This is a genomic window from Chryseobacterium sp. NRRL B-14798 (assembly GCF_050470705.1).
Taxonomy (GTDB): Bacteria; Bacteroidota; Bacteroidia; order Flavobacteriales; family Weeksellaceae; genus Chryseobacterium; species Chryseobacterium cupriresistens.
Genome location: NZ_JBFLUL010000005.1, coordinates 4,643,723 through 4,656,950 on the forward strand (window position 1 = coordinate 4,643,723; position 13,228 = coordinate 4,656,950).

Annotated in this window: 10 protein-coding genes; 7 read left to right on the forward strand and 3 right to left on the reverse strand. The window is 36.4% G+C overall.

Annotated features, from left to right (window positions below; genetic code table 11):
- Window positions 1-8 precede the first annotated feature (8 nt).
- Both AB1278_RS21270 and smpB read right to left on the reverse strand, forming a co-directional pair.
- Window positions 9-1,508 carry an OmpA family protein gene (locus AB1278_RS21270; protein ID WP_429816861.1) on the reverse strand — a complete coding sequence of 500 codons (1,500 nt, stop codon included), beginning with the start codon at window positions 1,506-1,508 and terminating at the stop codon, window positions 9-11.
- A gap of 77 nt (window positions 1,509-1,585) precedes the next feature.
- The gene (smpB, locus tag AB1278_RS21275; RefSeq protein ID WP_047427948.1) at window positions 1,586-2,044 is read right to left on the reverse strand and encodes an SsrA-binding protein SmpB; all 459 of its coding nucleotides are present in this window, start codon (window positions 2,042-2,044) and stop codon (window positions 1,586-1,588) included.
- A 121-nt stretch (window positions 2,045-2,165) separates the two neighbouring features.
- Here smpB and AB1278_RS21280 point away from each other — a divergent pair, with 121 nt between their 5' ends.
- Window positions 2,166-3,788, forward strand: coding sequence for an ABC-F family ATP-binding cassette domain-containing protein (locus tag AB1278_RS21280; RefSeq protein WP_429816864.1), 1,623 nt, complete (start codon window positions 2,166-2,168; stop codon window positions 3,786-3,788).
- A gap of 79 nt (window positions 3,789-3,867) precedes the next feature.
- On the opposite strand, the gene AB1278_RS21285 is transcribed toward AB1278_RS21280, so the two are convergent.
- Complete coding sequence (locus AB1278_RS21285) at window positions 3,868-4,680, reverse strand: M48 family metallopeptidase (RefSeq protein ID WP_202840808.1); 813 nt, start codon at window positions 4,678-4,680, stop codon at window positions 3,868-3,870.
- 110 nt (window positions 4,681-4,790) lie between these two features.
- Between AB1278_RS21285 and recJ the strand changes: the two genes are divergently transcribed.
- From recJ to AB1278_RS21315, 6 genes are all read left to right on the forward strand, one after another.
- Window positions 4,791-6,503 carry a single-stranded-DNA-specific exonuclease RecJ gene (gene recJ / locus AB1278_RS21290; RefSeq protein ID WP_227940877.1) on the forward strand — a complete coding sequence of 571 codons (1,713 nt, stop codon included), beginning with the start codon at window positions 4,791-4,793 and terminating at the stop codon, window positions 6,501-6,503.
- Window positions 6,504-6,542: 39 nt separating this feature from the next.
- Window positions 6,543-7,127, forward strand: coding sequence for a nicotinate (nicotinamide) nucleotide adenylyltransferase (gene nadD, locus AB1278_RS21295; protein WP_429816867.1), 585 nt, complete (start codon window positions 6,543-6,545; stop codon window positions 7,125-7,127).
- A 3-nt stretch (window positions 7,128-7,130) separates the two neighbouring features.
- Window positions 7,131-7,934 carry a hypothetical protein gene (locus tag AB1278_RS21300; RefSeq protein ID WP_343643408.1) on the forward strand — a complete coding sequence of 268 codons (804 nt, stop codon included), beginning with the start codon at window positions 7,131-7,133 and terminating at the stop codon, window positions 7,932-7,934.
- Window positions 7,935-7,940: 6 nt separating this feature from the next.
- Window positions 7,941-8,279 (forward strand): DUF3817 domain-containing protein, encoded by a 339-nt coding sequence (locus tag AB1278_RS21305; protein WP_202840814.1) that lies wholly within the window; start codon window positions 7,941-7,943, stop codon window positions 8,277-8,279.
- A gap of 376 nt (window positions 8,280-8,655) precedes the next feature.
- Window positions 8,656-10,917 (forward strand): TonB-dependent receptor domain-containing protein, encoded by a 2,262-nt coding sequence (locus AB1278_RS21310; protein ID WP_429816871.1) that lies wholly within the window; start codon window positions 8,656-8,658, stop codon window positions 10,915-10,917.
- Window positions 10,918-10,963: 46 nt separating this feature from the next.
- The gene (locus AB1278_RS21315) at window positions 10,964-13,222 is read left to right on the forward strand and encodes a TonB-dependent receptor domain-containing protein (protein ID WP_429816874.1); all 2,259 of its coding nucleotides are present in this window, start codon (window positions 10,964-10,966) and stop codon (window positions 13,220-13,222) included.
- Window positions 13,223-13,228 lie beyond the last annotated feature (6 nt).

Here is a 13,228-nt window from a genome sequence, read left to right on the forward strand (position 1 = left end):
AAAATTAATTATTTTTTCTTTTTAGCAGCAGCTTTTTTCTTAGCTGGAGCTTTTTTAGTAGCTTTTTTCGCTGGAGCTACAACATCAGATTTCTGATATTTGTTCCACTCACTGTCATCACCAATGTATCTAACAGTTACTTTTCTATCAGCTTGTCTTTCAGCATCAGAAGCAGATTCTGCAACTTTAGCATTTTGCTCACCAATACCAACTGATTTTAATGCGTTGATATCTACACCTCTTGCATCTAAAGCAGCAACTACAGAAGCAGCTCTTTCTTTAGATAATTTCAAGTTGTAAGCATCGCTTCCTTTTTTGTCAGTTTCACCAACTAATAGGAATCTACCTCCGTCTTTCTTAATGATTTCAGCAGCAGTATCTAAAGCTCCTTTAGATTCAGGCTTGATTGTAGCTTTGTTGAAATCGAAGTATACACTCTTAAGGTTTTTCTCAACATCAGTAGCTGTTACTTCTTTTGGTTTAGGACATCCGTTGTATTCTGGAAGACCTGGAACAGTAGGACAAGCATCATCTTTATCTAAGATACCGTCACCGTCTGTATCTGGCCAAGGACAACCGTTGTTTTCAGCAGGACCTGCTACTGTAGGACAAGCGTCATCTTTGTCGATTACACCATCACCGTCAGTATCTGGCCAAGGGCATCCGTTGTTTTCAACTGGACCAGCCACTTCTGGACATTGATCGTCTTTATCTGGAACTCCGTCACCGTCAGTATCAGGACATCCTTGGAATTCTGGTAAACCTGGAGTATCTGGACAAAGATCATCTTTATCTAGGATACCATCCTTATCTCTGTCTCTGTTTCCGAATCTGAATAAGATGGAAGCAGAAGCTTGCCAGAAGTTAGCAACAGTAGATTTGTCACCTGGAGTTGATACATAATCTCCCTGAACACCAAGACCGAAGTTCTTAGTTACCCAGAAGTTAGCACCAGCACCTGTAGCTACAGTAAAGTGGTTAGCTTTACCGTTTTCGTTACCATCCTTACCGTTAGTTACAGTTTCGATTGGGTTACCGTTATCATCAACAGATGTTCTAGGGAAAGTAAGAGCTGTATAGTCATGTCTTAAGTAGTTAGCACCAACTCTTAAATATGGATCAAACCAAGATTCTTCGTTCCATAAAAGACCTGCAGCGTGAGCCTGGAAACCAAGACCTGTCATTAGGAAAAATTCTTTCCCCATGTTGAATCTTTTGTTTTCAACATTTCCAACAGAAGTTTGCCAGTCAATTACTAAACCTTTACCAACGTTTCTAGCAACTGTTAACTTAGATAGTGGAGGTGTAATAGAAAAGTTGTTCACATTGAACATACTTTTTGTCAAATTGTTAGCAGAGAACGTATTACTGAAGTTACTTCTTGCTGCTACGTGGTTTTCAGCATGAGCACCAACTCCGATTAACCACGGATTGTTGGTAGTCTGTGCGAAAACAGTAGAGGCAACAGTAAGCGCCAATGCTGAAATTCCTAATTTTAGATTTTTCATAGAATTAAATGATTAAATAATTGATAATGCAAAATAAATATAATTTTTCTTTATATACAAAGTTTTTCAAATGATTTTTAACTTTTCTTTAATATTCTGTCGAGGTTCCGTTTATTTTCTCTATCTTTTATCGCCTCTCTTTTATCGAAAAGTTTTTTCCCTCTACCAAGCGCTATGAGCACCTTTGCTTTCCCTCTATCAGTGATATATAATTTTAAAGGTATTATGGTGTTCCCAGCATCCTTTAACTTTTTTTCAAGTTTTTGTAATTCTTTTTTGTGCAAGAGCAATTTCCGTTCCCTTTTTGTTTTGTGATTGTAAAAAGTTCCCAATTTGTACTCATCAATCATCATGTTGATGATGTACAATTCCCCATCAATAAACTGACAGAACGATTCTGTGATAGATGCTTTGGATGAACGTAAAGATTTTATTTCGGTACCCGTTAAAACCATTCCGGCTTCATATTCTTCAAGAATTTCATATTCAAAACGGGCTCTTTTGTTTAATATGTTAACTGTTTTCTCAATCTTCATCATTTTAAAATTTCGTTAATGAAATATATAAAAAATACCGTACATTTAAAAACTTGACTATTATATTATTACAAAATACCCAAATTCTTTTCGTATTTTTGCGCCAAATTTACAAAACTATATGTTAACAGTATCTAACTTATCTTTACAATTCGGGAAAAGAATTCTTTTTGACGAGGTAAATATTATGTTTACCAAAGGAAACTGCTACGGAATCATCGGAGCAAACGGTGCGGGAAAGTCTACATTCCTGAAAATACTAACAGGAAAGCAGGATCCTACAACAGGACATGTATCTCTGGAGCCAGGGAAAAGAATGTCAGTTTTGGAACAGGATCACTTTGCTTATGATCAGTTTACAGTTCTTGAAGCTGTTTTAAGAGGTAATAAGAAATTATTTGAGATAAAAGAGGAAATGGATGCGTTATACGCAAAAGAAGATTTCTCTGACGAAGACGGTATTAAAGCCGGTGAACTAGGTGTAATTTATGACGAAATGGGTGGCTGGACTGCAGAATCTGATGCTCAGACTATGCTTTCTAACGTAGGAATTACGGATGATATGCACTGGCAGCTGATGAGTGAACTTGAGAACAAAGACAAGGTAAAAGTTCTTTTGGCTCAGGCACTTTTCGGAAATCCTGACGTATTGATTCTGGATGAGCCTACCAACGACCTTGATATCGATACCATCTCATGGCTTGAAGACTTCCTTGCTGATTATGAAAACACGGTAATCGTTGTATCTCACGACCGTCACTTCCTTGATACGGTTTGTACACACATCGGTGACCTTGATTATTCTAAGCTTAACCTATACACGGGTAATTACTCTTTCTGGTACCAGGCTTCTCAATTGGCAACAAGACAAAGAGCTCAGGCCAACAAGAAAGCTGAAGAGAAGAAAAAAGAGCTTCAGGACTTCATTGCGAGATTCAGTTCCAACGTTGCGAAAGCAAAACAGGCTACTGCAAGAAAGAAAATGATCGACAAATTAAATATTGATGATATTAAGCCTTCTTCAAGAAGATATCCTGCTATTATTTTCGAAATGGAAAGAGAAGCAGGAGATCAGATCCTTGATGTAAAAGGTCTTGAGAAAACAAAAGACGGAGAATTATTATTCTCTAATGTTGATTTAAATCTTAAAAAAGGAGATAAAGTAGCTGTCCTTTCCAAAAACTCTTTAGCTATTACAGAATTCTTCGAAATTCTTGCCGGAAATGTAGAAGCAGATAAAGGAACGGTTGCATGGGGAGTAACAACCAACCAGTCTCACATGCCTTTGGACAACACCAACTTCTTCCAGGAAGACCTTAGTTTAGTTGACTGGTTGAGACAGTTTACAAAAAATGACGAAGAGCGTCATGAAGAATTCGTAAGAGGATTCTTAGGAAGAATGCTGTTCTCAGGAGATGAAGCTTTGAAATCCTGTAAAGTACTTTCAGGGGGTGAAAAAATGAGATGTATGTTCAGTAGAATGATGCTTCAAAAAGCGAACGTTCTTTTATTGGACGAACCTACCAACCACTTAGACCTGGAGAGTATCACAACCTTGAACAACTCTTTATCCAACTTCAAAGGAAATCTTTTACTGGCATCTCATGACCACGAAATGCTTTCAACAGTCTGTAACAGAATCATCGAATTGACTCCTTCCGGAATTATCGACAGAGAAATGACTTACGACGAGTATCTTGCGGATAAAAAAGTAAAAGAATTAAGAGAGAAAATGTATTCTTAATCTGAACAACATTAAAATCTATATAAAAACACCTCAAAGCAGTGCTTTGAGGTGTTTTCGTTTAAACAATAAATAATATTTATTTCGTCAATTTTGCAGCAGGTAAAGTAACCGTTCCCGGATCTTTCCATAAGCCTTCTTTCTCTGCTTTCTTTTTGATAGATTCAGCTCTCTTGTTGCTATCGGGGTGAGAATTGAACATCTTTTCAAAATTAGTCTGTGTACTTCCCTGTGAAAGTAAGGCTAACTTTTTAAAAGCTGTATATGCTCCTACCACATCATACTTATTGGCCTTCATGAAATCATATGAATAAGTATCTGCTTCAGATTCCTGCTTTTTGCTGTGCGAAGCATCTAAAAATGCATTCGCCATCTTCCCTATCTGACTTTCATTTAGTGAAGCTACATCTGACGAAGCTGAGGAAGCAGCATCTAATGCAGCCGCCTTCAGATAAGCCGATTTCATAGCATCTTTGGTATCCTGATTCTTTACGTGCCCGATCTCATGTCCGATTACGGCAAGCAGTTCATTATCAGTCATAATATCCATTAAGGAAGAGAATACACGTACACTTCCGTCTGCACAGGCAAACGCGTTGATATCTTTTACTTTATAAACTTTATAATTAAGGTTCAGACCATCCTGAGATTTGTGTTTTCCAAACAGCCTGTTCAGTCTCACAGTGTAAGGATCTTTCGGTCCTGCTACAGGATTATTTTTATCCATCCACTCTACTGATTCTTTGGATAATTTAATAGCATCTTCGTTGGTAAATGTTAAGGCTTTTGCACCATTTGAAACCATTCCGGCTGCTTTGCCAAGATTAATTTTCTGTGCGTTGATCGAACATGCTGTTCCCAGTAACAGAAAGCATAGAGTAATTTTTTTCATAGTCATTTAAAATTTTGGAGCACGAAGATAGCCTTTTTTTAACAATTATTAAGTCAAAACTTCGTTTCAGTTCTTCCCTGAATGCTATTTTTTTTCCTTATTTTTGTGAAATGAGTCAAAAATGGATTTACAAGCCTGAACCCGATGAGGAAGTTGTGGACAGACTAAGTTCGTCACTTGGTTTTGGTACTTTTGAATCTAAAATCCTCGTTCTTAGGGGAATTGACAATTATCAAAAGGCCAGAGAATTCTTCAAACCGAACCTTAACGATATCCACAACCCTTTTTTAATGGCAGATATGCAAAAAGCTGTAGAGCGTATTGCTACCGCCATTGAAAACGGTGAAAAAATATTGGTATATGGTGACTATGATGTGGACGGAACCACAGCGGTTGCTTTAATGTACCTGTATCTCAGCAAAATTGTTGAGAAAAAATATTTAGATTATTATATCCCGGACAGAAATTCTGAAGGATATGGAATTTCCACGGAAGGAATTGATTTCGCCAAAGAAAATGGTTTTTCATTAATCATTGCTCTGGACTGTGGAATTAAAGCTCTGGATATGATCAACTATGCCAGCAATCTTGGGATAGACTTTATTATCTGCGACCACCACCTTCCAGGTGAAGAGATTCCTAATGCTGCAGCGGTGCTTGATCCTAAAAGAAGCGACTGCCGCTATCCTTTCAAGGAACTTTCAGGATGCGGGGTTGGCTTTAAGCTTTGCCAGGGACTGAATACGATTTATAAATTACCGGAAGCAGAACTATTTGAACTGACTGATCTTCTCGCCATTTCTATTGCAGCAGATATTGTTTCGATGACAGGTGAAAACAGAGTTTTGGCTAAAATGGGATTAAAAACCCTGAGGAAAACCAGAAATCTTGGTTTAAGGTTATTGATTCCTGAGGACAAACTTTCTCATTTCGAAATTTCCAATATCGTTTTTGAAATAGCTCCCAAAATTAATGCTGCCGGAAGAATTTCTCATGGTAAAGCAGCCGTGGAACTTATGGTTTCTGACAATCTGAAACATGCCAACCAGATTGTGAATGATATCATGAACCTCAACGATGAAAGGCGTGAACTGGATATGAATTCCACCCTTTCCGCTCTGAATCAGATTATAGAATCCCAGCAGGAAACCAAGCATACTACTATCGTTTATCATCCTGAATGGAATAAAGGAGTGATTGGTATTGTAGCCTCAAGGCTTATTGAAACCTATTATAAACCCACACTTGTTTTTACCGATGGCAATAACGGAGAAATGGTAGCTTCCGCAAGGTCTGTTTCTGATTTCGATGTACATGAAGCTCTTGATATGTGTTCTGAGTATTTCCTTAAATTCGGAGGCCATCATGCTGCCGCCGGACTTTCGATGGAAAAAGATAAGTTTGATGCCTTCAAGGAAAAATTTGAAAGAATTGTTTCTGAAAAAATCCAGGAGCACCAAAAGGAACCTTCTATTACGATTGATACGGAAATAAGAATTGACGAAATCAACAGAGAGTTTATCAATTTCCACAGAAAACTGGCGCCATTCGGGCCTCATAATATGAAACCTATTTTTACATTAACCAATCAGAAGCTTTCCGGATATGTAAAAACCATGGGAAAAGATAATAATCACCTGAAGTTTTATATCAAGCAGGAATCTACGGGACGAAATATTGAATGTGTCGGATTCAAACTCGGACAGTTTGCTGAAGATTTTAAAAATAAAAATTTTGATCTTGCTTTTACCCTGGAAGAGAATCACTGGAAAGGCAATGTCACTCATTATCTTAATATCAAGGATGTAAAATTCAGGGATTAATTACTATTATTTATAATCTTCTACCTGCTACCTGAACAAATGAAAAAAATCGGTTTATTTTTCGGATCATTTAATCCTATTCATATCGGGCATCTTATTCTGGCCAATTATATTCTGGAAAATTCTGATATGGATGAGCTTTGGTTTGTGGTAAGCCCGCAAAACCCATTTAAGGACAAAAAGTCTTTACTGAATGACCATAACAGACTTGATATGGTACAACTGGCAGTAAAGAATTACCCCAATATGAGAGCTTCCAATGTTGAGTTTTCTCTTCCGAAACCAAGTTATACTATTGATACCTTAACGTATCTGCATGAGAAATACCCTGATTATTCTTTCAGTCTGATCATGGGAGAAGATAATCTGAAAAGCCTTCACAAATGGAAAAATGCTGATATCCTGATCAAAAATCATCATATTATTGTTTACCCGAGAGTATTTGAAGGTGAGAAAAAAGATCCGGAATATTTACAGCATGAAAATATCTCTCTGGTAAAAGCACCCATAATAGAGCTTTCAGCTACGGAAATCCGTAATATGATAAGGGATGGTAAAAATGTAAGACCTATGCTGCCACCAGAAGTTTTTGAGTATTTGGATGGTAGTAGTTTTTATCATTAAACAATGAAGCTATATTTATTTTTATTCTCTGTTTTTTTGCAATGTTGTTTATATGCCCAGGAATCAACAACTTTAAAAAGTGACTCTCTTAAAGAATTACAGAAAATTGCTATTGCTGAAAGAAAAAGCTATAATAAAAAGCATTGCAGCGAAGATTCAATCAGGGCTGTAAAAGCTTCGGAAATTCAAAACAAATATTTTATCAATATTGCAGCTCCCGATGGTGATAAGTTTTTACCCGGAGAAGAGCTCAAAACAATTTTAAAAAAGCATAATATCATTTGGGGCGGAGAATGGATGGGTAGTGATATAGGCGGGTATTCCGGTGCCTGTTATTATTCTGTAATGAATAAATTGACTGAAAAAAAATTTGGTAAAGATTTTATGGATGGTCTCGTTAAAGAATCTGTAGCCCTATATGTAAAAAAACACCCAGATACAGTCTTTGATAATGATGAGCATTGTGAATGGACCTATAAAGGAGGCTATCTCAGGTATAGTGATGATAATGATCAGTTAAATAAAGATTTCTTCCGTAATTTTAGTTATCCGGAAGGCTATGAAAATTACAATCCGTCTTTTCAAAAATACCGTTCAAGTACTGTGGTTACGCTCACATTAGATCAAAATGGAAAGGTTTTGAAGAATCAATTTAGTCATGAGATTTATAATGATCACAATTTGAAATACATTCCTTATTTTGAAAAAGAGATCAAAAAGTTTATAAAATACACTAAATTTGAGCCTGTAAAATACAGAGGATATCCAGTAAAAAGCAAAACATCCTTTTTTATCTATTATAAATAATTATTCATGGACTTCATCGAAAAAATATTCTCAAAATATTCTCAGGAAAAAATCATCAGATGGTTTAAGCAGATTTGTCTTGCAGAGGCCATTTCATGTCTTTTATTGTATGGTGTTGCGATGATCTGGATCCGGTATGATGAAAATGTATATTCTATCATCTTCATCAGTGTTATTGGTAGTTTACATGGTTTATTTTTTACTCTTTACCTTCTACTCTGCCTTCCTGCCAGAAAAATTTATAATTGGGATGATGAAGATTTTGTTTTTGCCTTATTATCGGCATTCTTCCCCTTTGCAACGGTTTGGGTAGATAAAAAACTGGCCCGATTCGACAGAGAATAAACAATATTATGAAAGGACCTTTTCGGTCCTTTTTTATTTTACGGATATTACAGCCCAGCTTCACAGATACCTTTGTGTGGAGCATAATTCCTGGACCATGGGGATAAATTCCAGGTATTAATTATCCATTTTTTTAAAAAAATCTTTCATAATTTCTTTCATTGATGTAACATTTAGCATCATTTATTTGTCTTATTATACAGAAAGATCAAGCAATCAATATTTTAAACTAAATTTTTATCAACTGACAATCAATCAATTGCGATAATTAAAAAATATTTTTAAGTACTTTGTATTGCATAATACTAAATTTATTATATATCTTTGTAATGTTAAATAACAAACCATACAAGCTATTAATTAAAAAAGAATAATCATGAAGACTCAAATTCTTATTGCAGCACTATTTTTCGGTGGACTTATCACTGCCCAGCAGAAAAAAGACAGTTTGAAAGTAAATGCTATTGATGCAGTGAATCTCAAGAAGCAGGTTTTCAAAAAACAAGGTGACCGTTTGGTATACGATGTAGCTTCTTCATCTATAGCTAAAGGGACCAACACCTTTACTCTTTTGAAACAAACACCGATGATTTCCAGCATTGACGGAAAGACGCTGAAGATTTTGGGAAAAAATGATGCAATCATTTACATCAACAACAAAAAAACCAATATGGATTCCGAGGCGTTGATTGAAATGCTGAAGTCTACTCCCTCTGAGGATATCCAGAAAATTGAAGTGATTACAGTTCCCGGCAGTGAATTCCAGGTTGAATCTAAAGAAGGGGTAATCAATATTGTGATGAAAAAAAGCAAAAACAACGGCTACAACGGAACGCTGAAAATGCAGAACGAGCAGGCTTATTACAATAACCCTAATGCAGGAGCTTCTTTTAATTTCAGACAAGGTAAATGGTCTGGTAATTCCAATTTCAGAACGGGAAGCTGGACAGACAGACAAAGATATACGCTGTCCAACGGTGATCCTACTTTCAGAAATGAGTCTTTTGGGTTTAATGATGATCCTAACAAAAATTTTGGAGGCGGTTTTAATGTTGATTATGAAATTAATAAAAAACACAGTCTTGGATTTTCCTACAACATGAGATACAATAAAAGTTTCAATTCTGTACTGGATATTACCAACTGGCAAAACGGAGTCTTAAACAACAGAACAGTGAATAACGAGGATGCACAGACCAGAAATCATTCTTTCAATTTAAATTATGAGATGAAAACAGATTCTCTGGGAAGTAAACTTACATCAAATGTTTCTTACCTGTGGTTCAACAGAGATAAAGTAAGCTTCAATGAGAGTTTTCCTCTAACGAATGATACGATTAACAAATATTCTGCATTGCATCAGGCGGTACCCCAAATTATCAACAACTATGCAGCCAATATTGATTATCTGAAAAAGACAGCGAAAGGCGCAACATGGTTAATGGGGATCAGCTACAATCACACCAATACAGATAACGATACCAAACAGGATAAACTAATAAAGGGGGAATTTATCATAGATCCCAACCAAACCAATCACTTCATTTATAAAGAAAATATTCTTGGAATTTACCTGAACTATGAAAGAAAACTGACTGAGAAAATATCCGGAAAGATTGGTGCCCGCTACGAAATGACCAGAAGCACCGGGGATATTGTAGATAAAACAGGTTTTGAAAGAAATTACAACAACCTTCTGCCTTATCTGAATTTAAACTACGCCATCAATACCAATCATAATCTGAGCTATACTTTCTCCAGCAGAATCAGAAGACCGAGATTCTGGGAACTGAATCCTTCAAGAACTTATTTTACTCCTACCAATTATACACAGAACAATCCATTTATACTGGCTTCCAAATATTATAATCAGGAGTTAAATTATATGTACAAAAATGCATTCTATGCCAATCTTAGTTTTAATATGGTGGAAGATGCAGCAGCTTCAGACCTGATTCCATTGCAGGGAACGGTAACAGCTCCTAAAAAAGATGCTGACGGGAAAATCATCAAGGATATCAAAGGAAATCCAATTATGGAAACTACCAGATTCTTAAGATATATCAGAACCAATTATGGTAAAAACAGGGAAATTGCTCTTACTCTTGGAATGAACAAGTCCTGGTTCAAAGACATCTGGACAACCAATTATTCTGTCAATCTGGGATATGTTACCTACAAAGGCGGAGTATTTGAAGATCCTACTTCCATGCCGGTTCCGGGAGAAACTGAAGTAGTGGATCCTTATATCATTGATGTTAAAAACTATAATATGTCTGCAACCATCAATAATGTGATCAGACTGTCTTCTAAAAAAGACTGGTTCCTGGGAGTGAATTACTTCTTTGCCAGCCAGACTGCCATGGAAGGAGGTATGATCCGAGCAAGACAAAGCTTCGATTTCAGTCTGAAAAAAATTGCAGGAGACTGGACTATTGTAGCGGAAGTGAGTGACTTATTTAATCAAAGTTTCTACAGCATTAGAGGCGTACAGCCCGATGGAAAATTTAACAATATCACCAACTTCAATTATCCAAGGTTTATGAGCCTAGGGGTTACTTATAATTTCGGAAATCAGAAACTGAAAAAAGCAAGGGAAATGAAATCGGCTAATGATGCTGTAAAATCAAGAACCTAATCTATAACCACTTATTTCACTAAATCCACTCTTAAATAAAAACAACATGAAACGTATAATTTTGTCAATGGCAATTGTATTCGGTACCTGTGCATTTGCACAAGAGAAGAAATCTGATACGGCAAAAACAAAAAACATAGAAGGTGTTACCATCACAAAGCAGGTTTTCAAAAAGCAAAGTGACCGTTTTGTATACGATGTGGCAGCATCACCTGTTGCCAAAGGAAACACCACTTTTGACCTTTTAAAACAAACTCCTTTATTATCTTCTACAGATGATAAAACATTAAAAATAGCAGGAAAAAACAATGCTCTGATCTATATCAACGGAAGAAAAAGCAATATGGATTCTGAGTCACTGGCTCAGTTTCTGAAAAATACTCCGGCTGAAAATATCCAGAAAATTGAAGTGATTACTGTTCCCGGCAGCGAGTATCAGGTAGAATCTTCTGATGGAATCATCAATATCATTTTAAAGAAAAAAATGAGTGACGGTCTCAACGGAAACATGAGAATGTCTAACACAACCAATAAGTATAACGGAAGCCAGGCAAGTTTCTCAGCCAATTACAGAAAAGATAAACTGGGAGTAAGTGCCAGTCTTAGCGACGGTGAAAATATCGAAGCACAAACCTATACCCTGAGAAACGGAACCTCAACAACTTCCAACGAGTCTACCGGGGATATTGACGATCCGAATAAAAACATAGGAGGTTATCTGAATATTGATTACCAGCTGAACGACAAAAGCAACCTTGCCTTATCATGGAATACATGGGCCAATAAAAGTTATAATTCAACGGTAGATTTATTCAATACCATAAAAAAAACGAATACGGAATATACATGGTCTAAAAACAGAGAGAATACACGATCTTATAACAATTCTGTGAATTTAAACTATGAATTAAAAACGGATTCTCTGGGTAGCAAACTGAATGTAAATGCAGCATACCTCAACTACAGAAGGTTCCAGTTTACGGATAACCAAACCTTTACCTCAGATATCAACCGAAATGTAGGAGCAAGAACAAAACAAGTTATTCAGGACCTTCCGCAGATCATTAATAATTTCTCCGGAATGGTGGATTATAATCAAAAGTTTAAAAATGATCTTACCGTTTCCGTCGGTGGAAATTATAACAAGACTAAAACAGATAACGATTCTAAAAACATCACTTATTCATTTAATCCCGTAACAGCTCCGGATTCAAGACCCAACCATTTTATCTATGATGAAAACATCTACGGAATGTATCTTACTGTTGAGAAAAAAATTTCCGACAAACTTTCAGGAAAAGTAGGTGCCAGATACGAGATCACCAACAGTCTTGGTACGTCTGACAACGCTCCCACAGAAGCCCTTAGAAGAATTGAGAGAAATTACAAAAACCTTCTTCCCTATCTCAGCCTGAATTATGCGATTAATGATAAAAACAATATTTCCTATTCCTTTTCAAGCAGAATGAGAAGGCCAAGTTTCTGGGAACTTAATCCGGTAAAAAATATTCTGACCGATGATAACTATACTCAGAACGATCCGTTTGTAAAGGCCTCTTCCAACTACAATCAGGAACTTACCTATATGTACAGAAATTCGTATTTCCTGATTTTAAACCATTCTTACATTCAGGACGTCATTACACAGGTTCCGCTTCAGGGATACCCGGTATCACCGGATGGTAAAATTGGTGATAATCCTGCATTGAGATACATCAGAACCAACTTTGGAAATAAGCAGGAAATGTCGGCCATGGTAGGTATTCAGAAGTCGTTTTTCAAACAGTACTGGACAACCAATTTCAATATTGGAGTGCAGCATAATATCAACAATGGAAGTCTTGATACTGATCCTACAACCGGGGATCGCTTCAAAGATCAAAAAGGGCCTAATGGAAACTTTATTACCTACACCAATAAAACCAATTCTACCAGTCTTCTGATCCAGACCAATAATACCATCCGTCTTGATAAAAAGAAAACATGGTTCTTCGGACTTAATTATTTCTTTGTTGACAAACAGCAGATTGAGCTTGGTTCACTGAAAAACTTAATGAGTCTGGATCTCAGTCTTAAAAAAATGTGGAACGACTGGACTTTTGCAGTGAATGTAAATGATGTACTGAATACCAATATTGTTAAAATTGAAGACTTTCAAGACAACGGAAATTATAATTATATCCACCAAAACCGTTACAACAGAAGTTTAATCGTAAGCCTTACCTACAATTTCGGAAACCAGAAAGTGAAAAAGGTAAGAGACATCGAAGGGGCATCAGATGCCATCAAAAGCAGAACAAGATAGAGAATT